This window comes from Paenibacillus lautus NBRC 15380 (assembly GCF_004000945.1).
Lineage (GTDB): Bacteria > Bacillota > Bacilli > Paenibacillales > Paenibacillaceae > Paenibacillus_AQ > Paenibacillus_AQ lautus.
In genome coordinates, this window is sequence record NZ_BIMF01000014.1 from 128,303 (window position 1) to 150,552 (window position 22,250).

At 45.0% G+C, this 22,250-nt stretch carries 20 protein-coding genes; 4 read left to right on the top strand and 16 right to left on the bottom strand.

Features of this window, described 5'->3' with window-relative positions; all coding sequences use genetic code 11:
- Positions 1-2: 2 nt before the first annotated feature.
- The 12 genes from PLA01S_RS22035 to PLA01S_RS22090 all read right to left on the bottom strand — a co-directional run bounded on the left by PLA01S_RS22035 (position 3) and on the right by PLA01S_RS22090 (position 13,868).
- Entirely contained in the window at positions 3-1,142 is a 1,140-nt protein-coding gene (locus PLA01S_RS22035; RefSeq protein WP_127594049.1) for a glycosyltransferase, read from the bottom strand.
- Positions 1,142-2,341 (bottom strand): glycosyltransferase family 4 protein, encoded by a 1,200-nt coding sequence (locus PLA01S_RS22040; protein ID WP_127594050.1) that lies wholly within the window; start codon positions 2,339-2,341, stop codon positions 1,142-1,144. The genes PLA01S_RS22035 and PLA01S_RS22040 overlap by 1 nt, the downstream gene beginning before the upstream one ends.
- Entirely contained in the window at positions 2,338-3,504 is a 1,167-nt protein-coding gene (locus PLA01S_RS22045) for a glycosyltransferase family 4 protein (RefSeq protein WP_246059760.1), read from the bottom strand. Before PLA01S_RS22045 ends, PLA01S_RS22040 begins: the two co-directional genes overlap by 4 nt.
- Before the next feature lie 94 nt (positions 3,505-3,598).
- Positions 3,599-4,870 (bottom strand): oligosaccharide flippase family protein, encoded by a 1,272-nt coding sequence (locus PLA01S_RS22050; protein WP_164817491.1) that lies wholly within the window; start codon positions 4,868-4,870, stop codon positions 3,599-3,601.
- Positions 4,871-4,898: 28 nt separating this feature from the next.
- Entirely contained in the window at positions 4,899-6,098 is a 1,200-nt protein-coding gene (locus tag PLA01S_RS22055; RefSeq protein ID WP_164817492.1) for a glycosyltransferase family 4 protein, read from the bottom strand.
- On the bottom strand, positions 6,095-6,877 hold the full coding sequence (locus PLA01S_RS22060) for an SGNH/GDSL hydrolase family protein (RefSeq protein ID WP_164817493.1): 783 nt from the start codon (positions 6,875-6,877) through the stop codon (positions 6,095-6,097). Before PLA01S_RS22060 ends, PLA01S_RS22055 begins: the two co-directional genes overlap by 4 nt.
- Before the next feature lies 1 nt (position 6,878).
- Positions 6,879-8,303, bottom strand: coding sequence for an O-antigen ligase family protein (locus tag PLA01S_RS22065; RefSeq protein WP_127594055.1), 1,425 nt, complete (start codon positions 8,301-8,303; stop codon positions 6,879-6,881).
- Positions 8,304-8,351: 48 nt separating this feature from the next.
- A complete protein-coding gene (locus PLA01S_RS22070) occupies positions 8,352-9,050 on the bottom strand; it encodes a sugar transferase (protein WP_127594056.1) in 699 nt (232 codons plus the stop codon).
- A 22-nt stretch (positions 9,051-9,072) separates the two neighbouring features.
- A complete protein-coding gene (gene galU, locus PLA01S_RS22075; RefSeq protein WP_127594096.1) occupies positions 9,073-9,963 on the bottom strand; it encodes a UTP--glucose-1-phosphate uridylyltransferase GalU in 891 nt (296 codons plus the stop codon).
- Positions 9,964-10,272: 309 nt separating this feature from the next.
- On the bottom strand, positions 10,273-10,905 hold the full coding sequence (locus PLA01S_RS22080; RefSeq protein WP_127594057.1) for a CpsD/CapB family tyrosine-protein kinase: 633 nt from the start codon (positions 10,903-10,905) through the stop codon (positions 10,273-10,275).
- The gene (locus tag PLA01S_RS22085) at positions 10,886-11,638 is read right to left on the bottom strand and encodes a YveK family protein (RefSeq protein WP_127594058.1); all 753 of its coding nucleotides are present in this window, start codon (positions 11,636-11,638) and stop codon (positions 10,886-10,888) included. Before PLA01S_RS22085 ends, PLA01S_RS22080 begins: the two co-directional genes overlap by 20 nt.
- Positions 11,639-11,900: 262 nt before the next feature.
- Entirely contained in the window at positions 11,901-13,868 is a 1,968-nt protein-coding gene (locus tag PLA01S_RS22090) for a glycosyl hydrolase family 28-related protein (RefSeq protein ID WP_164817494.1), read from the bottom strand.
- Positions 13,869-14,106: 238 nt separating this feature from the next.
- On the opposite strand from PLA01S_RS22090, the gene PLA01S_RS22095 reads away from it, so the two are divergent.
- The 4 genes from PLA01S_RS22095 (at position 14,107) to PLA01S_RS22110 (ending at position 17,788) form a co-directional block, all read left to right on the top strand.
- Entirely contained in the window at positions 14,107-14,520 is a 414-nt protein-coding gene (locus PLA01S_RS22095; RefSeq protein ID WP_127594060.1) for a VanZ family protein, read from the top strand.
- A 149-nt stretch (positions 14,521-14,669) separates the two neighbouring features.
- Positions 14,670-16,619, top strand: a complete 1,950-nt coding sequence (locus PLA01S_RS22100; RefSeq protein ID WP_127594061.1) for an asparagine synthase-related protein — start codon at positions 14,670-14,672, stop codon at positions 16,617-16,619.
- Positions 16,620-16,637: 18 nt separating this feature from the next.
- On the top strand, positions 16,638-16,763 hold the full coding sequence (locus PLA01S_RS22105) for a paeninodin family lasso peptide (RefSeq protein WP_127594062.1): 126 nt from the start codon (positions 16,638-16,640) through the stop codon (positions 16,761-16,763).
- Between the two features lie 101 nt (positions 16,764-16,864).
- Positions 16,865-17,788: an aldolase gene (locus PLA01S_RS22110; RefSeq protein ID WP_127594063.1), complete on the top strand. Its 924-nt coding sequence runs from the start codon at positions 16,865-16,867 to the stop codon at positions 17,786-17,788.
- Positions 17,789-18,232: 444 nt separating this feature from the next.
- On the opposite strand, the gene PLA01S_RS22115 is transcribed toward PLA01S_RS22110, so the two are convergent.
- From PLA01S_RS22115 to PLA01S_RS22130, 4 genes are read right to left on the bottom strand one after another with little or no spacing between them, the layout of a single operon-like run.
- Positions 18,233-19,786: an AAA family ATPase gene (locus PLA01S_RS22115; protein WP_127594064.1), complete on the bottom strand. Its 1,554-nt coding sequence runs from the start codon at positions 19,784-19,786 to the stop codon at positions 18,233-18,235.
- Complete coding sequence (locus PLA01S_RS22120; protein ID WP_127594065.1) at positions 19,787-20,329, bottom strand: hypothetical protein; 543 nt, start codon at positions 20,327-20,329, stop codon at positions 19,787-19,789.
- Positions 20,326-20,520, bottom strand: coding sequence for a hypothetical protein (locus PLA01S_RS22125; RefSeq protein WP_100539712.1), 195 nt, complete (start codon positions 20,518-20,520; stop codon positions 20,326-20,328). Before PLA01S_RS22125 ends, PLA01S_RS22120 begins: the two co-directional genes overlap by 4 nt.
- Before the next feature lie 17 nt (positions 20,521-20,537).
- Positions 20,538-22,244, bottom strand: coding sequence for a hypothetical protein (locus tag PLA01S_RS22130; RefSeq protein WP_127594066.1), 1,707 nt, complete (start codon positions 22,242-22,244; stop codon positions 20,538-20,540).
- Positions 22,245-22,250: the final 6 nt, after the last annotated feature.

The window sequence follows — 22,250 nt, forward strand, 5'->3', positions numbered from 1 at the left end:
TGTTAATAACTCCCCTCCGGTTCTGGAATAGTCGATTTGATCTCTCTTGATTTCAGCGAAGATTCAATGATGGACTGCATCCGTTCGATAAATACGTGTTCGCTGAATTGTTCTGCATGCTGCCTTATATACTGTGGGTCCCAATCATATTGATCGAACTTGTTAATCGTATTCACTAAGGAGCTTATCGATTGTTCCTCGAAATATAACCCTGTCTGTTCAGCTATAATGGTGTCCAGCGCTCCGCCCCCGTAGTAAGCGATAATCGGTCTGCCACATGCATTGACTTCAAGAGGAGTTATGCCAAAATCCTCGATACCGGGAAATATCAACGCCTTGCAATTCTGCATGTAACGGACAACATCTTCGTCACTTCTTCTTCCAAGAAAAGTGACAGTATCCCCGGCAAGCTGCTCCAGCCTTTGCCGATCGGGTCCATCTCCAATTACGATCAGACGCTTACCGGACTGTGAGCATGCCTCAATTGCCAAATCTATTTTTTTGTAGGAAACCAATCGAGAGACGACAAGAAAATAATCCTCCGGCTCCCCTTCCGTGACGCTAAACCGGCTAACTTCTACGGGAGGAAATATGATTGGAGCATTTACTCCGTAACAATGTTTAATTCGCTCCTTCACGATCGTGGAAATAGCGATCAAACGATCCACGCGTTTAGAGTTATTCTTATCCCATCTCTTTAGAGGATAGATTAGCCATTTCGCAATCCTCTTCACGAAACGGGGGACTTGAATACTTTCCATGTACGTCTCAAAATCCCAGACAAAGCGCATGGGCGTATAGCAATAACAGACATGCAGGCCCTGCTTACCCTTCCGAACCCCTTTCGCATAAGCACTACTGGAGCTAAGAATAAGATCGTAGTTCTTCACGGTTATAGACCTGATTGAGAATGGGTACAGCCAGAAATAAAGCTTAAATTTATTTAGTATCCCCGGTATTCGCTGCATCCAAGTCGTATGGATAACCGCATCCTGTAATTCAGGGAGTAGTTTATTGCGATCGACTATGGTTGTGTAGATTGGTGCATCGGGAAACATCTTGTGCAATACAGCCACCACACGTTCGGCTCCCCCCATTTGATTGAGGTAATCATGCACAATGGCTATTTTCAAATCCCGCATTATACCAGCTCCCTTGCATGCTGTTGTTGTTCCACCTGTTTCATTCCCGGCTTAGACAACAGCTGTTGATAGATCAGCTCAATTTTTTGAGATGTCTGCTTAATCGAGAAGTGATCTCGCACACGCTCTTGCCCGTTATCGCTAAGCGTCAACCACATTCGTTTATCCTTTAGCACCTGCCGGATACATTGTGTAAGCTCTTCGATGTTTCCAGTCTCATACAGAAGCCCACTTTCACCGCTCTGGATAATTTCAGGCACGCCGCCTCCACGGGTGCCAACAACCGGCATACCTTGCGACATGGCTTCAATAATAACTCTCCCAAACGGCTCATTCTCTGAGCATAATAAAAGGAGATCTGCTGCACAGCAGATCTCCAGTACATCATCTCTAAATCCAGTAAACCTAACCTTATCTTCGATCTTTAACGTTCTAGCTCTGGCCTTTAAACGTTCAAGATAGCGTTCATTCTCCTGCCTGAATTTAGCCTCACCAACGATCCATAGAACCGCTTCCGGTTCTTCAACCGCAAACCTTGAAAATGCTTCAATCGCATCTTCCTGCCTCTTCCATGGGGCAATCTGACCAATTATGGCTAGCACTTTCGCGTCCCGCGGTGTTTGTAACTCCGACCTTAACCGTGCTCTTATCTCGTCTTTTTCCCCCGCATTAAAATGAACCAGTTCTACTCCGTTATGCACAAGATGGCACCTTTCTTGTAAAGAGGGATGATCCATACTATGAATAACGGATTCAGAAATACCGATAAGAGCCTGCGTCGTATGGACGGCTAATTTTTGAATAAGCCTTCCAATGAGTCCCTTAGGCGGCATATCTCGCAAATGCCATACGACAGGAAGCCTATGATACCATCTGAATAATGCTGCCATCATACCAGCACGAATCGAATTGGCATGAATAAGATCTACCTGGCTTCGCTTCATAAGAAGAGCAAGCCTCCAACCTGCCCATAGCATACCGAATACATATATAACAAGAAGGAGAGGATTTTTAGTTAACCTCGCACGAAAGCTTGGTATAACAACAGCTTCAAGCCCTTGGCTGCGGGCTCTCTGAAGAAGCTCCCCTTCTGGTGCAAACAATATCGGATGCGCTTTGGTTAAATGCCTGGCGGTCAACAGCAAGCTAATCTCGCCCCCGCTCACGGTACTCGTATGATTATAGAAGGCAATCCTCATGTTCTAAGTACCTTCCTTTTCTCAATCTCTTCCGTAAATAACCCGGTTACAGCCTCCGCCACCCTGCTCCATGTATACCGATTCAGCACATGTTGTCTGCATGTTTCCCGGGTTGGCAAAAATAAATTGTTATTTAGAACATCAATAATTTTTTCACTCATGGCCTCAGATGTCCCGTCTTTGAACAGTAAGTCATTCGACAATTGCTGCAGAATCTCTTTCGTCCCCCCATATGGAGTTCCTAGCACGGGCGTCCCGCACGCAAGAGACTCAACCGTTATAAGCCCAAATCCCTCTAAGGTAAGTGTCGGAACAACACTGATATCCGCAGCTTGATAGTAACGAACAAGCTCTTCGTTAGAAATTCTGCCAAGCAATTTAACATGCGAAGAGAGTCCAAGCTGACCGATTAACGCTTCGTATTCCGCACGCATGGGTCCGTCTCCACCGATGAACAGGCGAGATTCAGGATGTATCTTGATCACGTCTACCATGGCGTGAATCAGCCTGTCAATTCCCATCCTACGGACTAATCTTCTTATACAGAAGAGCATGGGCTGACCAGCTGAAATACCCAGCTCTGCTCTCAATTGCTCCCGATTGGGATGAGGGCGGAAGCGTTCATGATCTACAGCTGCCGGAATTATATGAACGTCCCGCTCTTTCACATCATAGTTCTCCACGAGCATATCTTTAAAATACTGACTCAAAACAATGAAGCTGTCGGAACGCCGATAGCTAATTTGTTCTACTTGTTTCTTCAGCCAACACTTCACCTCTGTCACGGCTCCGCTCTGCTTCTTCTCCTCAATTTTTGATTCTAACGCCCAAGGTCCTTGAAAATGAGTAACAATCGGGACATGCGGCGGTATTTTCCTCCTTGTAACCATAGCAGAATAGAGTGCAAAGTGCGGATTGTACACATCGGGCTGAAAGCTGCCCACTGCCTGAAAGGAACGTTTCTGAACGGATCTCATTCGAGACAGGAGATCGTGATTGGTTGCTTCTTCCGTTGTATTGATAATATTAAGATCTGTCTCTATTATAGCCCCCTGAGGACCTACGACCAGTCCAAGCTCGGTATGGCCATACTCCTTCATAGCTTTCATGTAATCCGCAAAATAACGGTTTAATCCGCCATGCTGAATATCGATCCAACCCATTCCAGTTGTAAGTATATTCATCCATAATCTCTCTTTTCTTCAATAAGATTTAACGGTAAAGCTAGTTCATATACAATTGGCACAGTGTGACTCCTTAGCTGCTCAATTGAGCACGAATACGCTGAAGCAGCCATACAATATCCTTCTTCGTTAAGATAAAGTCCCGTGGTTTAATATGATGCTTCAGCGTATAGAGCAGAAAGATCAGAATAAATTCCACGACGGATGTAATCAACAGCGAGATTGCCGCACCTTCAATTCCTAGCATCGGGATAAGAATATTCAGCAGCACAATATTAAGCCCAAGGGTTGATACTCTAATGATGGTAACTACCCCCGGCTTGCCAGTAGACATAAAGCCTTGTGAAAGAATCCATGAAAGACTCGCAATCCCCGTTTGGAAGATTAAAATCCTGAATATCGGAACAGCATCCGTAAATGACTGTCCATACAAGAGAATTAACAGATATGGTGCAATAAGAAATACCGAGGCACCTACAAGAAGAGTCACCAGCATACTAACGCGGTAAACTTTGAACGTGAGTCGAATGGCTTCCGCCTGTTGAAGTCCGGACGCCTTGGGAAACAACACCGAGGTAATCGCAGTCTGAATCGTATTTAAAATTTTTGACAGGCTCAGCGAAACAACATATAGGCCAAGACTGGCCGGCGATAGTAACCCTACTACCAAAATCTGATCAATATAACCGGAAAAGGTCCCGGCCACATCGGTTCCATAGGAACGGACCCCATAACTGAGCAGCTTTTTGGCGGATTCCAGCTTGTTCCTCTGCTTCATTTTATAATGCAAGACCAGCTTGATTGTTATCCATATGGTTATTGGGATAGCGGGAAAAAGATATACGATCGATGTATAAAATGACGTAACATTCCCGGTTGCAACAAGAACACAGAGCAGAATCAGTGTACCCAGGACCGGAATATATCGCATGAAATTATACAAGAGGTATTCTTCCCTAGACTGTAAGGCAGCTATATTAATGGTGCCTAGGATGGCAAGCGGCGAAACTGCCAGTGCCCACACGGCAAATTCAATGACTTCCGGTGAGTATTCCTTCATCCAGAACGGAATGAGGGCAGCACCGATCGCTATGGCCACGCACCCAAGAATCAACGACATAATCAACGCGGTGATATAGAGCGAGCCCTGGTTCCCATCTTTTTTTTTCATATAATAGACCAGCGCTGACGGAATGCCTAAAGTTAAACAGTACGCCAAGAATTGCGGCCACATAATCATGGCTGCCTGTTCTCCACGGCCCTCAGGGCCTAAAGTCCTCGCGATAATAATACCTGTCAATACGTTGACACCGAGGATCAACACATTGGATGCAAATGTTTGCATCACATTGCCAAGACTGCCCCAACTTCTTTTACTTTTGAGTATATGTATTTTCAACATACCGTTCTTTCCCTTCAAGCCTGTCGATCGGCAGAATGCCTGACTGAGCGTTCATCGTCTCTCTGAATATTTCCATGTATTTGATCGCCATGGCCTCCCAGTCGTTTTGGAGCGCATGTTCCCTCGCTCTTCGTGCCATCCTTCTTAATTGTTCCGGACTGGAGGATAGTTCTCTGATTGCATTGGTCAGAGCCTTGGTATCATCCGGATTGTCCAAGACTATGGCTGCATCGTCAGACAGAAGCTCAACCACGCCGCAGCGGTTGCTCATGATCACAGGCAGGCCTGATGCCATCGCTTCTAAAATGACAAGCGAGAACGACTCATATCTAGAAGGAAAAACAAACAAGTCGGCAAGCGCCATAAAATCTGCGATATTCTTCCGATACCCAAGGAAATGAACACGGTCCGAAATTCCTAATTGTTCGGCAAATTTCGGATATGGGCTCTTTTCTGCATTTCCTAGAACCAGCAGGTGAACATGCTCCACTTCGGATAACGCACGGAGCACTGTATCCAGATTTTTTATGCCTGAGTTCAAATCTCCTGCAAACAAGGTATAGACTGTATGCTCATCCAGCTTATAATCGGCTCTATTGATCGGCCGTGGATAGAATTCGCTCGTGTCAACGCCATTATGAACGACTGAAATGCGCCGACCGCCTAATTTTGCATCCCGGACAAGCTCCTGCTTCACCTGCTCAGATACGGAAATAATGTGCCGGGTTTTCTTCAGTGCGATTCGCTCCAGAACGGCATTGATCCCGTTGTAGACGAAGTGGTAAAACGTCCTTATCGTTTTCTTTTCCCGAAACGGATGATACTTCGATTTCACCCACGCGCTATGAACTAAGTGCACACAATTGATATCAGACCGGGCATAAGTTATGAATCCATTGACCACAACTAGCTGAATACGTGCCCGACGAAGCCAGATTGAGCATGCGGAGACGATAGCAAAAAACTGATTTCTCAGCAAGGTGATCGGGATTTTGCTAACATTGATCCTAATCCACTCCACTTGGGAATGATTTCGGAGGTCCTCCGACAGCTCTGAGGATATCACGATCACTTCGTGCCCTTGCTTTAAAGCCTCCACAATGACTTCATAATTAACTCTGCCTTGTCCGTCTCCCTTCTTCACCTTGTGCGTAACAAAACAGATTCTCATCGTTGTACCTCTTTCATCCATGGTTGTGCAGCAAGGGAATCCTCACGAATGGCGCTGAGCAACGCTTTAGCAATTTTACTGTGTCCCAGTTCATTCGGATGAAACCGATCTTCCAAGTAATCACTCCATTTATTTAAGACTTGGGATGTGTCGCACAGATATACCCGGTTTAAATCTTGGCTGTTCTCGCAAATATCGTGCAATATACCTCTGTACCGCTTCATTGATTCTACAGATCCCGGAAAATACTTCTCCTCGATATCACTGGGAGTAAGCAGCACCACCTTGGTCTTCGGGCTGTTATTCAGAATGTTCAGAATAAGTTCGGTCGTATGCTGTCTAAATTCCTCGAGACTCATCCATGGTCTGCCGCCGAACACTTTAATCAGGGCCACCTTTACTCTCCATCGAAGCGCCGATTCCAGCTTTTCCATAAGTCTCCGCGCTTTTCGAGTCGAATAATAAGGTCTTGGGTCCATCCAACCGGGTCTTCGCCACCGTCTGGGCAGCCAATTCAAATACTGTTTCTGTTCCCGTACAATGGATTCCGTAATGCCGTGGGCAAACACGATGAAATCCGGCTGCAGCTCCATAATACGCTGTTCATACTTCGCCCTTGATTCGTTTACCTGCATGGCACTGGAGCCGAAATTCATGATTTCAACAGGCTGGGAAAGCAGTGACTTGAGCTGAGCCTGCAACAAGTTGGCATAATTGGTATTGGAGCGAATGACACCTAGTCCTTCCGTAATGGAGTCGCCTAAAAAAACGATTAACATGCTATAACTCCCTCCGATTTGTAGACGCATATGGAAATGCGAGTGAGATAATCAGCAGCAGAATATATCCGCTTAATCCGCTCAATACATTGCTTCCTAATAACAGAAATAGAATCGCACTGATAGCTGCAAAGGAAATCGGAGCATAACCCTTATCTGTTTTGCTGATCTTGAAGAGAATCACGAACAGATATCCTAATAAAAAAATAACGGCCAGTCCCAGGGGTAACCCAAATGAATAAAACAAATTTAAATACCCATTATCAAATACAGCCACTGTATTCGAACTCTGGGTTAGCTTGACCCCCAGTCCCGAACTGCCCAGTCCTCTTCCAATGGGATTGGATATCACATCCGAGATAATATATTTAGCAAAGTCCAACCGCTCATTAAAAGAGTGATCCTCCTCCAATGACTCGAACGTGCTAATGCGCGAGGATACCTGATTGGCCCCCGGCAAGAGCGGAAGAATGAAGGTATACGCCAGCACCATAATGACACCTAAGGCTACCAACTGCACTTTGCTCTTTAATCGGGAACGGGCAAAATAGGCAACGATCATTATTACACACGTAATCCATCCAACCCGAACCAGAGTGAGCAAAAGCGCAAACGCCACGATCATGATTCCGACTATGCCAAACGCTCTCCACTTTTTTTGCACAATCATAATGGCTAGTGCAAACCCAAGAAACATGCCTGCGGGTCCCGGTGAATTCAGCAGAGAGAACACCCGGAATTTCTGAGGTTCCGGTATTCCGACTGAGTTCATATCCGCAGTTGTCATCCAGAAATGATCCCAAGGAGGCAAAACCAAGTATTGGTATATGCCGTAGACTCCAACAAGGACCGCAAGATAAGCAAAGCTTCTCAGCCATTTGTCCCAAATTCCCTTATCGAACTGACTGGCACTCACGTATAGCAGCACTAAGAATGGAACAAATAAGCTCAGCAAGTCATATACAGAAGACAGCCCATATTTCATGAAACCGAGGATAAACCCATATATCAATGCCACACCAATGATTTTTATGATCAATCTTATTCTCGAATCGATCCGATTAAAGTGTTTTAGCGTTGTTATCAGTAATATCAACGAAACAGAATACGGAGTCAGCATGATAATCGATGTATCGCTGTACGACTGAAACGACCAGTCGAGCAAGCGTCTTACCTCAGGGCTGATCGTCCATATCAAAAGTGAGTATGGAATAAGAACATGGGGGCTCTTAAACTGGATATACAGCCCGATCAGCATACATAAGACCAGGAATACCATCTCCAGCAGTTTAATATGCAGAGAGTCAACGGAACTGAGCAATCCAATCAAAGTACCGCTCGCTATAATGACTCCGACCTGTATCGACCCGCGAACCGTTCGTGCGGCGTTCCTTCTCCAAGAGCTTAATCCAGAGATCCTCTCCATATTTTCCAATCACCCTATCTCCCTCAAAATTCCAATAGCACGCCTCAATTAATAGGCTGAATTCGGAAGGATCATGATCTTGACGGTTTGAAGTATCAATTTCAGATCCATCCACAAGCCTCTTCGTTCGATATATTCCAGATCCAGCTCCAACATCTCATCAAAGCTTAAATTGTTGCGGCCGCTCACCTGCCACAATCCGGTGCAGCCAGGGCTTACCCTCAATCGCAACCTGTCGTAATTGCTGTATAATTGAACTTCTCTTGGCAATGCCGGCCTTGGACCGACCAGAGACATCTCGCCGCAGAGAACATTCCATAGCTGAGGCAGCTCATCAATGCTCGTCTTTCGAATCCATTTCCCAAGCTTCGTAATACGAGGATCATTCTTCATTTTGAACATAGCACCGCTGACTTCATTTTGATCCAATAGCTCCTCGAGCAGTTCTTCCGCATTCGATACCATGGAGCGAAATTTGTACATTCGGAATGGCTTCTCATCCTTACCGATGCGTGTCTGGTAGAAAAAAACAGACCCTTTCGGGTCCTCCAGTTTTATAAGAATGGATACAATCACAAAGAGTGGCGACAACAGAACAAGGCCGATGAAGGCCAATACGCAATCCATGACACGTTTTATTGCCAAATACATAACTCTAGGTTCCGCCTCTAATGCCAAATCGTTTGCATATCGTTTATTTACTTCGAACACAACGTCTACTTCATTACGTTGCGGATTGGGAGACATGGATGATACACCTCTTCAGCTATTAATTTTTATTTGAATTTGAATACTCTCTTTCAAGAATCGTCTCCATACCTAGTAGAAGGGGTTTGCGGAGCTCCTCATTTTGAAGTGCAAAATCAAGAGTTGTCATAATAAATCCAAGCTTTTCACCTACATCATATCGGGTGCCTTCGAAATCATAGGCGTATACGCCCTGACTTTCATTCAGCTTCTGGATCGCGTCCGTCAACTGAATTTCTCCACCAGCGCCCTCCTCTTGATGTTCCAAAAAATCAAAAATTTCAGGAGTTAATATGTAGCGGCCCATGATGGCTAGTTTCGACGGTTCTTGACCGGCAGGAGGCTTCTCTACAAAATAATCCACCTCATACAAGCGGTTCATTTTGCCCAGCGGAGCCACGATACCATAACGATGCGTTTGATCATCGGGTACGGTTTGAACACCTATCACGGACTTCTGCAAGCGTTCGAACTGCTGCGCCAATTGACGAGTACAAGGTGTATCGGATTGGACAATATCATCCCCTAGCAGGACAGCAAACGGCTCGTTTCCTATAAAATTACGTGCACACCAAACGGCATGGCCTAGACCTCGGGCTTCTTTCTGGCGTATGTAATGGATTTCAACATTCGAAGCGCGCCGAACCTCATTAAGCAGTTCATACTTCCCCTTGCTGAGCAAATTATGCTCCAGTTCAAACGCATGATCGAAATGGTCTTCAATGGAACGTTTGCCTTTACCCGTCACTATGATAATATCCTCAATTCCGGATGCCACGGCCTCCTCCACAATGTATTGGATGGTGGGTTTATCCACGATCGGAAGCATTTCCTTTGGCATTGCTTTCGTTGCAGGCAGAAAACGTGTACCAAGCCCCGCTGCAGGAATAATGGCTTTCTTTACTCTCCTCATCACCCATTCACTCTCCAACTCTTATTTTTATATAGACAACGGGTAGGCTCATTGTCCGTTTAGCAGAAACGCTCAGCTATATACTCTTCTCTGCAGAAAAGAACATAGCTAAGCCTTTCATGAAAAAAAGGGCATTGAACCCGTCCTCACATTACACCCTCGACAATCATGTCTAAGGTCGATACGACCCACAGCGTAACCGAGTGTCTGCAGTGATAGAGGTGCAGTAGACATTACCTTTTCTTACTCATTTCTTCGCCTATCATCATTCCTGCCTGAAAGCCGTTTCCTTGCGGGCGTTCTCTTCGATTAATTCAGCACAATCCCCAATATTCGGGCATTCACATGGTCCAACTGCTCCTTCGCCTTTCTAAGATGATCCTTCTTTACCTTTCCGGTTGCAGCTACCATAATGACTCCATCGCATAATGCGCTGACAATTACGGAGTCCGATACGGAAAGCACCGATGGCGTATCGACAAGAATGACATCATATTGCTGTTTCGACAGCTCTAGCAGTTCCCGCATAGATGGCGAATCGATCAATTCCGATGGATTTACAGGGACCGGTCCGGATGGCAACAATGATAATCGTTCAACAGCCGTTTCCTGAATCGCTTCCTCAAGACCTATGTCTCCCGCAAGCAGAGTGCTTAAGCCTTGGGAGTTTAACAGCGAGAACATCCGGTGCAATGAGGGCTTTCGCAGGTCTGCATCGATCAGAAGAACACTCTTGCCTTCCTGCGCATAAGCAACCGCCAAATTGCCTATCGCAGTACTTTTGCCTTCTCCAGGCTGTGACGATGTCACCGTAACGGTCTTCAATTCCTGTTCTTTATAAAAGAATTGGATCTTGGTTCGAAGCAGTCGATAAATCTCTGAAATTGGCGATTTTGGATTGGCGGAAACGATCAGATTATGGTTATTGATGGAGCGACGCATACTGACTCTCACCTGCCTTTTGTGTTGGAATAGCTTTCGATCTTGTGGACCTCTTCAGCTCTTTTCGGCTGATCCTTCCTACGACAGCAAGCACGGGTACTTCCATAATCTCTGCAATCTCCACTTCGGTCTTGAGGGTATCGTCCAAATAATCGAGCAGAAATATAAAGCCGATCGCCAGAAGGAGTGAGATTACAAAACTAATCAACATGTTCATCACCGGATTTATATTGATAGGCGCAGGAGATATGGTTGGATCCGCTTCGCTCAGAATGGTTATATTGTCTACATTCATAATGTTTGGAATTTGCTCTTTAAATACCGTGGAGACAGCATTTACGACACTGGCGGCCTTGGCGTAAGTGACATCTTCGTAAACCAGATTCATGACTTGCGAATTGTTCGCCGAGGTAACAGATATTTTGGCAGCAATTTGGGAGGGGCTTTCACCCAGCTCGGGGTATTGCTCAACCACTTTGTTCATCACGGCCGAGGACCTAATAATTTCCTTGTACGAATTGATCAGAAAAATACTAGTTTGAATCGTGCTTGCATTGAGTGTCGCCGCTCTGTCGCCCGAGAATTGGTTTACAATTAACTTAGCGTTCGCTGCGTAGATAGGTGTCGTAAAATAGAAGCTCTTTACAGCGGCTGCTACCATCGCAATTACGACAATAACCGCAATCAACCACCATTTTCTCTGAACAACTCGGAAATATTGTTTGAGTTCCATTCGGCTGCAAACCTCCGCTTATTTTATGGATTGAAAAACATGCCTTGAATTTTCAAGCTCTTCGATACAATTTGTATATTTTACATTCCATAATTTACGATACAATCTGTATCATGTCAAGGTTAATTTTCATGAATTTACATAAAAATGACACAATATGTATCTTCATATTCGTTCTAACCGCAAAAAAAACAGCCTTGTTGATATACGAGATCAACAAAGCTGGTTCACCGAAGAGGATCAGTGGTTAGCGAAGCAGTTATCATTTTTGCGTAATTTGCAAGCTGCCGTTGACAATGGATAATTGATATCTGGCTCTTGTCACGGAGTCCGTTAGTATAATTCCGTTTCCTGGACCCTCGATTTCCAAGGAATCGGTCATATAGCTATGCGGATGCGGGGAATACGACCCGATATGATCCCATGTCACCATTACTCCAGCAATATAGGTTTCACCCACTTTGGGGATGAACGATATGCTGAATTCATGCAATAAACCTGTTTGACTTGCAAGCTCTCTCCCCCGAAGATGCTTCCAACCTTCTTCACGCCAAGTGATGGCATCGTTAAAAATATACTCCGCATTCTGGGCAGCAATTCGGCCCATTGATTTATATAACGAGCCACTTTCATACTCCGTTTGCAAAATGAAATATTGCATGGCCAAGTTTCTGTTTGCATCTCCCTGATACGGCAGAGTTCGGCTATTGAACTTGATCGCCATAATCGGTGATCGTACTCCATCTGGCGTAATTTTTAAAATAACAGGATGCGGACCGATGACCTGCTTCATCTCGTTGCTAATAGGGATCGGCACTTGATCGGCTGTGACAAGACTAATTACACCTCCATTTAATACCGTCCAATTCGATAGCACTTCCGGATTTCTAAGCAGGTTCGGCGCTGATACCGGCATAAGCGTGCGATGCTCTCTTTCCTTCATCCGTGTTTGTAAGTCTGCACTCTTATATAATGGAGTGACCTTTCTACGAATCACCACTTCCTCTGGGCCCAATCCAGTCAAATCGGAATCCTTACCACCGGTTAGAATATCAATATACGCCGTTCCAATGGCACCCTGAGCATTCGATTTTTTTAATACTCCAAGTTCATCGTTAAATGTCGTCGGAGCTGTAACGGTTCCAAACCAAGCTGCATATTTCTGCTTTTCACCAGCAGGAATCAGTTCATCTGGCATAGAGTACTCCCACTTTGAAGGATTGCCTGTATAACTTGTTACAGACCAAGAAAAGCCGAAGCCGAACATTCTTAAATTCGAAGTTAAGGATTTACTCAATAGTTTTATTGCTGCTTCCCCGCATTGTTCAAATTGAGCATTCATGTAGATACCGCTTAATCCTAAAACTACAGGAGCTGCCTTATAGTCATCAAGTCCACTGTCGATGCACTGATAAATAGCGTACGGCGAAAATCCAAGATGTGTTCTATGAATATTTGCATTTAACCCCCCGCGATGTCCGGCTGCTAATGTCGTACCGAACATAATGCCGCAGAATGCTCCTGTTATACTGCCGCCTTGATAAAAATAATCCCCCGTGTTGATACGGCAGTATACGCCAATTAATCCGTTCCAGGTACATTCGTATGAGGATACATGTCCATTGTTACTGTTAAGAAGCTGCCCAACCTTCACTCCAGATGTAGCAATATTTCTAAATATCGGTGTCGCTGATCCTGCAACTTCGAACGCAGCTGAACCTACAGCAAACATATCGTACAGACTTTGTTCAAATAACTCCTTATTTATCCAGTTGATCAGTTCTCTTGAGCTATATGTTGAAACCCCATAAACCCCGAAATCCTCAAATACTGCTTTCACTCCAGAATTTCGGATTCTTATGCATGGAAGTAAATCCGTTGTTGTATCGAGGGGGTCCCAGATAATTCTGGTGCCCATTTGTCCACCATCTACATAGGGACCTGCTCCAAAAATTCCCCGGCTATTGTTCTCTATCGTTTGTCTGATCCGATAATCACCAGGAGGCACAAATAGCTTGTAACGTTTATCACACTTTGCCATCGCAGCCTGAAAAGCAGCAGTGTCATCTGCTCTCCCATCCCCTACAGCCCCGAACCACTTAACGTTAATGCCACGGCTCATTAATTCCTCATCTAACAAGTCGAAATTGGAGCTTACATCTTTCGGATCCATCGTATCCGAGGATGACCATGCGTTCATCTTCATGTATTTCGTTTGTCTCTTGGCCATGCTCATCTCCTCCTTGCTACATAGTAGTGACTATATTAACAAATGTGCTTGATGAAAATACCCATCTAAGATTCGAGCCCAGCCCAAATTATGAAACCATTCAAATTTCAATCTTGAAAACAACACGAGGATTACTATAATATAGAAATCAATTGGATACATTTTGTATCAAAGTCAACGTACTTTTATCAGTTTGTATAAATAGAAGCATCTTTACCACCAAAAGGAGCTATTTTTCATGCGAATCATTCTTACCTTTCTATGGGCAATAGCTCTATTCGTCTTCACCTGTTCAGTTAATTTCCATCTCCTGATCAGATATCACATCGTGGATTTTCAGTTCAACCCCTCCCCCGACTGGTCCGAGCTTATGAAACTGGATTTTAAGTGGTACAGCAGCGATTGGATTCTGCGAAAAATCGGGCATTTTATCGGGTTTCTCATTCTTGCCCTTCTCGCATCCGATTTTGGCAGGAGAAGGACCGCCTTTTTCTGGTCAGTCGCCTATGCAGCGCTAACTGAAATTCTCCAGCTCTTCTTCTTCCGAGGCGGTCGAATCTACGATGTGATCAATGATTCACTCGGTATTCTTCTTGCTTACCTACTCTGTATGATCCTGTTCCGCAAAAGTTCAAGGCGCACAAGAAGTTGAAGCCATATAAAGCCGCCCAATTCTACCCACCAAAAAGGTTTAAAAAAAGTATTGATACAAATTGTATACATGTATTATAATGATTACGATACGAAATGTATCATACATACTCACTATTTCGTAATGAGTTGTAACGAAAGGAAGATCGAATGGGCGCACTTGCGGGTATTTATCGTTTTCATGGAGAACCGATTCCAACGGATCACAGCGAGCTCATAATGTCGGCATTAAGCAAGTATCCTGCCGATCAAAGCGCCGTTTGGCAACAGGATTACATTATGATGGGGTGTCATGCCCAATGGATTACAGAGCAAGCCGTCCACGAAATACTTCCTTATTACGATCCGCAGCGCGGGCTTGCCATCACGGCCGATGCCATCCTAGACAATCGGGATGAGCTCATGGAACAGCTGCATGTGCCGCATTTTCAAAGGTCACACATGACTGACAGTGAAATACTGCTGCAGGCTTATGAGAAATGGTTTGAGCGGATGCCGGAACGATTAGTCGGGGATTTTGCTTTTGCCATATGGGATGCACGCAAGCAGCTGCTGTTCGGAGCAAGGGATTTCTCAGGCGCAAGGACGCTATATTATCATCACGATGAGCAGCAGTTCTCCTTCTGTACGATGATGACTCCCTTGCTCACTTTACCTTATATACATAAAGAGCTTAACGAGCGTTGGCTAGCCGAGTTTCTGGCGATCCGCGGTGTATTCGAACCCCCGGATGCTTCAACCACTGTGTACAATCATATTTATCAGGTTCCGCCTTCCCACTCCTTCAGCGTTAAACATAACCGGTTATTGATCAGCCGATATGACAGCCTCGCTAATGTGCATCCTTTGCAGCTCCGATCATCGGAGGAGTATGAAGAAGCCTTTCGTGAGGTATTTCATACAGCCGTAACCTCAAGGCTTCGTCGTTCAAGCCTGCAAATCGGCGCTCATCTAAGCGGAGGTTTGGATTCGGGCTCCGTCGCAAGCTTTGCTGCCAGAGCGCTTCAGCAGGATAACCGGATGCTTCATACCTTCAGTTACATACCAGAAGACGAATTCATTGATTGGACGCCGAAGCACAGATTTGCTGACGAGAGGCCGCTCATTAAGCAGACCGTACAGTTTGTGGGCAACATCCATGACCATTACTTGGATTTCAAAGGTCACAGTCCCTTTACGGAAATCGACGACTGGATTGACATCCTGGAATCTCCTTATAAGTTCTTTGATAACTCGTTCTGGCTAAGAGGAATCTATGCGCAAGCGCAGCAGCAAGGAATCGGAATTCTGTTGAATGGAGCCCGGGGGAATTACAGCATATCTTGGGGACCTGCGATCGAGTATTACACGAAGCTTATGAAAAAATTCAACTGGCTTCATCTATTCCGCGAGATCAATCAGTACAGCAGAAACGTTGGAGTTGCACGTAAGCGGTTATACTCCATCCTTTGCCGTAAAGCGTTTCCTTCTCTTGCAAAGGTAAGGCCATCCGGATCATCTGCTGAGTTGCCGCAGCTCATTCATCCCGACTTTGCTGATCGCACAGGGATCTACGACAAGCTGCAGGATCGCGCGTTTACCGGAATTGGCTCAACAGACGATCTTCCAGATGATCCATTGGAAGCAAGAATTCAGCATTTCAACCGGGTCAACATATGGAGCGCCACCGGGTCAAGCGGATGCAAGCTGTCCCTTCGTTATTCCGTTTGGAGTCACGATCCGACCAATGATCTACGCGTCATTCGATTCTGCCTCTCAACGCCAATGGAGCAATTCGTTCATAACGGCATGGATCGGGCTTTAATTAGGCGGTCTACGACAGGCTGGCTCCCGGATTCCATCCGGCTCAACCAGAGAACAAGAGGCATCCAGGCTGCCGATTCCATCCATCGAATGCGAAGTGACTGGCCAGCATTTATCGAAGAATTGGACCATTTGAGCCGTGATTCTAGAATGCAGCAGATCATCAACATGCCTGTTCTCCAAGAAGCCCTCATGGAGGCCCGAGAGGGAATGGATTCGAATCAAGCTTATGGTCCATCTATTAAGCTATTAATGCGCAGTATCATCCTGTACCGATTTCTTCAGAAAAACTTTTGAAAGGAGGTGAATATCTATATGAAAAAGGAATGGAGCGTACCTGCATTGGAAGTTCTGGACATGAAAATGACGATGGCGGGTCCTGGAAGTGCAATTCCGGATGGAGTTCAACCGGATCCGGATGAAATCGTTAACTACAGCTAATCTTCATGGATTCATCTTCTAAGAACCGCTGCCCGTATATGCCTTATTGGGTATATGGGCTATCTTTTTTTATTCGTATATTAATCATTGGAGTGAGGACCATGCTTCAAACACTTAAACCAACCGCATATAAGGCCTTCGGGTTTTCCATTCAAAGTGACATTCCCCTGCCTGAGTTACAGCCCGTCGTCCTCCCGGATGATTTCGCCGATATTGTCGTCCGTTATGCTGATTTGACCGAAAGACGGCTTGGAATATCAGATACGTCGAATAAAACATGGGTATGCACCGAAGATATGGTCATGTTCAGAGTCCCTGAACTCGCTGTTTTTGCAATAGAGGACGGGACGACCATCTCTGTCTCCCCAGAAAAGGGCGCCGCGGTGGATAAAATCCGGCTGTACGTGCTTGGATCTTGTATGGGCGCCCTATTACTGCAGCGTCGAATACTTCCTCTACACGGCAGTGCGGTAGTCATTGACCATAAGGCCTATGCCTTCATCGGCCATTCCGGGCACGGGAAGTCGACGCTGGCCTCTGCCTTTCTGCAAAAAGGATACCAATTGGTAACGGATGACGTCATCGCTGTGACGGTGGATCAGCAAAATATTCCCTATGTAACGCCAGCTTACCCTCAACAAAAGCTTTGGCAGGAAAGCCTAGAAGTCTTCGGAATGGATTCCCGCCATTTCCGGCCTCTGTTCGAGCGTGAAACCAAGTACGCTATCCCCGTAACATCCCAATTCTCCAATAAGCCCCTGCCGCTGGCTGGTATTTTTGAGCTCGTTAAAACAGATTGCTGTCAACTACATATACGTGAGATTGATAAATTAGAGAAGCTGCCGCTTCTGCATCGCCATACCTATCGAAACCAACTTCTATCCGGCAGCGGATTAACGCAGTGGCATTTTGACATCACAGCCCGCATGTCCGGGAGTACGGCTATGTACCAGATTCAGCGTCCATCAAACGAACATACCGTGCACCAGCTAACGGCCATGGTCTTAGATGCCATACGTGAATAAACATGAACCTCATGGGTCGTTTATCGAATCATATTCCGCAGCTCTCAAACACCCGCAATTACATATGTCCCCCTTTATAAAAGATCCCCAAACGACAGGTTTGGGGATCTTTTCACTAAAGCTCGGCCTCGACAAGCCAAGGCTTTTATCTGCGTCACATCCATCTTTCCACTTTTCCTGCTTACGCACAAATACCACAACAACTTCCCAAGACGATGCGCAGCAAAATGAACTTCCGGATCGACCTGAGTGTTTTTGTTAATGTCGTTTCTAACGGCTGAGTACATTCATGATTTCGATCATAAACAAATTAACAACCCGCTCAATGAGCGGGTTGTTATACATGAAGACGAATATGGCCATAGATCCTTCGCTTAATAAAACAGGAAATTTACTTTAAATAAATCGGGCCGAGCGCGAATCCGATCGATTTGTATTCGTATCCTATACCATTACTTTTCGTCCGCTTGATCGGTGAATGCCATGCCCATTCGCCTCTTCATTTATTTTACCAGCTGGGACTGCCCTTTCTTTACCCCAAGTGCGTATCGCTTCAATTTGTTCAGGGCTTGTTTGAGATAACGGCACGACATTGGTAAAGAAGTTTATAAACGTTTCATCTGTAATGGAATCGTCCCCTTTTACAAATGCTTGCTTCACTACGTCTCGAACAGCCGCTTCCAAATCCGCACCGGCAAATCCGTCCGAAAGTCTTACTAAATGCTGTAATAATTCATTTGATATTGTTCTCTTCAATCCCTTTTCAATATAAATCTTTATAATTTCCTCCCGTTCACTCGCGGTTGGTAAATCTACGAAAAACAACTCATCAAAACGTCCTCTGCGCAGCAGTTCAGGGGGCAGCTTGGATACGTCATTGGCGGTTGCCACAACGAAGACTCTAGCGAGGCTTTCCTGTAACCAATACAGGAACTGGCCGACCAGACGGGTCGATGTGCCTCCATCGCCTCCGCCTACTGCGCCGGCAAGACCCTTCTCAATTTCATCAATCCATAATACGCATGGCGCCACATGATCGGCTGTGGATAATGCTTCTTTCAAACGATTCTCACTCTGCCCTAAGTACTGTCCATGTATGGTGGATAAATCCAACCGATACAGCGGCAGGTTCCATAAGGAAGCGATCGCCTTAGCGGATAAAGACTTCCCACACCCCGGAACACCAACCAACAAAATTCCTCTTGGCGGGCGAATGCCGCGTTCACGCAAGTCGGCCGTCAGGAGCTGGCGATTAGCATCAAGCCATAATTTAAGACCATCTAACCCGCCAATTTGATAGTCCTCTCTTACAATAACTCGCTCAATACCAGAAATATCGGCAAAAATCTTATCTTTGGCATGCATTAATTCCTTTAAATTCTCATTCATAATACTACCGTTTGCTAATAATGTTGCGATCACATTTTCAGCCTCAATTTGGCTTATGCCAGCAAGTATAGCGGCTGCTTGCCTCTCCTCGGCATCCTGCCATTCAATGAACATTTCACTTCGATAAGGATGAATTTGATCCCGAATAATGATCAGCATTTCATCCTCGTTGGGTTGAGACAGCGTTATCGACATGCCGAGACGCTGCAATGGCCCCCAGACAGGATTATTCGTAATTACAACAATCGCCCCGCCCGTTTCCGTAGCAAGCATTACCGCATCTTGCAATTGTCTTGCCATTCGAGTATCATCTTCAAGCTCTTGTACCTCTGTAAAAACAAACGTTTGATTTTGGAGTTGACCGATTTTTTGTGTCACATAATCTAGTCCACCAATAACCGAACGGTCCTCATTGAGCAGCCGATTGGTTGATATATCTCTCATTCCTTGGGATAACGTATGGTAGCCAATGTTTAAATTTAACTTTGTTGATAATTGAGCTATAAAACTAAGCGCACGAGAGCGTTCCGCAGTACGTATAGAAATAAAGGGAATTCTCGCTTTCAAATATTGCTCCATGGTCTTCAAACATGTTTGCAAGTCACTCATTTAAAATAGCACCCTTCTTCTAGACTTAAATGGATCAGAAGCAGACTCCTTCGGTTCAACCGGCTCACGAGCCGCGGCCGCTGGAGCTTGCGTCTGTTGCTGTATCAAACTGTTATGTCTAATCGTATAGGCAAGTTGACCTGTTCGATCATGCTTTGCGCTTTCTAATAAAGCTTCCTGAGAATCTCCGACATATTTACTTACAACTTGGATCAAGGATTCCTTAACATCCTCAGGAAAAATAGAAAGGCGGCATAAACGATACAGCAAATCAAATCGGTAACGTGCATTTATAATGGCGGAAATAATGGCTGCTTCTTCACCACGTGAATGATCTAGTTCCTGCTGGAATAGGCGTGTCGTATACTTTAATTTAAATTCAATTACATCATAGGTGCACTTTACAATTTTATCAGCTACACCTGACGTCCATTCCAACCTACCTTTTTCCAGAACAGAAATGATCTTCTCATCTTCCTGACCAAGTTCTTTTAGTTGATGAAACAGCTTCGTCCATTCGGAATAATAATTCGGAGGATTCATAATAATTTCGAGCTCCGTCTACGAACTAATACAGCCGGCGGATTCAAATCCCATGCAGGAAAGCTTTCCGCTAATGATTCGTTAATGGTTTGCCTTTGCAGTTCTTCAATCTTCAGATCCAGCTTCGCTTGCATTTGGCCAGCCGGCTCTGTCGAAGAATTCTGAATGATGGGTTTGCTTCTATTTAACATCCGGATTTCACTCCTTCTTAATTTGACGAAATAACGGCTCTAGCAGAATCATAGGTCGAATATGTATATTGCTCTGGCGTAACTTGATCAAGAAGCTCATCTATTTTACTTGCGTTAGCATCTTCAGTCTCATACTCGAGGCGATAATCAACGATATCACTTAAAGTTGCCACTAAAATTTGCTTATGATTTGCGAATAGTTCCGCATAATTCTGTTCAATTAGTTGTACATTCTTTTTAACAATCCTCAGACCATTCAGGAAAATAAACAAACAGATAGCGGAAACAATAAATAAAAATAATGTGCTCATACCTAATACAAAGAACCCAATACCTGCAGCTAAGGATACCCAATGTTTGGCGCCGAGCTTGTTTTTCCCCAAAGCGTCCTCTTTCTTCAATTGGATATGCTGTTGCAAACTGGAGATCAGCTCTTCCTCATTACTTCCGTCCCTCGAAGTGCCCTTCCAATCGTCCAATTTAATCTCAATATCGATAGGGACAGCATTACGATTTTCAGCAGTTAAATCATCATGGGCATGGTTAATCCATTCCTTCGATAAGGCTATGGCGAGCTTTTGGGTAGCAACAGAAGCGTTGGATTCTGTCGGATACATGGAAAAGTTCGTTAACAGCTGGGTAAAATCAAGTCTTTCGTCAACAACCTTCTCATTTGCAAACAAGTTCTGGGCCGTGTTCTTATCTCCATCTTCTTTTATGATTAATTCATTTAATCGTTCTTCACGACGCAACGGCAGCTCTTCCTCGTCGAATTCACGAACCAAAATGTCGAGCAGTTGGTCTACTGCAAAAGCCAAGTTTTTGGAAGGGATAATCTCTTGCGTAAGGATAAAATTGAAATATTGAAAAATAATATCATGCAGCTGCGCACCCTCAAGCGCATGCTGAAGCTGTGGCCAAGTCGGACTGTATTTCCTCAAATGAGGAAATTTTGAAGCATCCAGCTTTTCTGTACGCGACAAAAGCGCTTTCTTCCATTGGTCTCGCTGTGCTTCGATAAAACCTGCTTTTTGTGATAGCTCGTCCAACCAGCTTTTTATTAATAAGCCGCATTTCGCTCTAGCTTCCGGACCAAATATCCCGTTAGAAAAGCCATCAATCAAAATAACGATTTCTCTCTTAAGTTCATTCGGATCTTGCTGACCAAAATATCGTTCCAACCAAGAGCGGCTTGATTGATAACGACCTCCTCGGCGCGTAACCAATGCAAAAAACAGAGATGTCTTCTCATCATCTCTTCGCAACGCTTCGACAACTGCCTTCTCAGCCAGCTCCTTTTTATCACTAAGCCATGCGGATAATGCGATTAAGCATGGCGCCAGCCAATACCGTGGAGCAGCCAGCAACTGTTCTTCCGATGCGTTCTCGATTGTATCCTTACGTACCAAACTGGTGTCAACGGCTTGCAATATTCCAATCGCTCTTCGACGAACATCCTCATAGTGACCGTATTTATTCTCGAGCTCTTGTCTAACCTTAACTAATCTCGTCTCTGCTAACTGCACATTTTTGATCAATCCATCCTGGCGTACATATTCACGAAACTCTTCCGCAAGCAGTGCAAGATCGCTCTGCGTATCCTCCAGTTGCTGCTCTACCGTAGCTACCTGTTGATATACTCCATTAATTTTGTCATTAATTGCGCTCAACGAATTTTCGATCCGACTCAAGTTAGCCGTAGAGATCGTTTGATGATTTGACATCGCTCA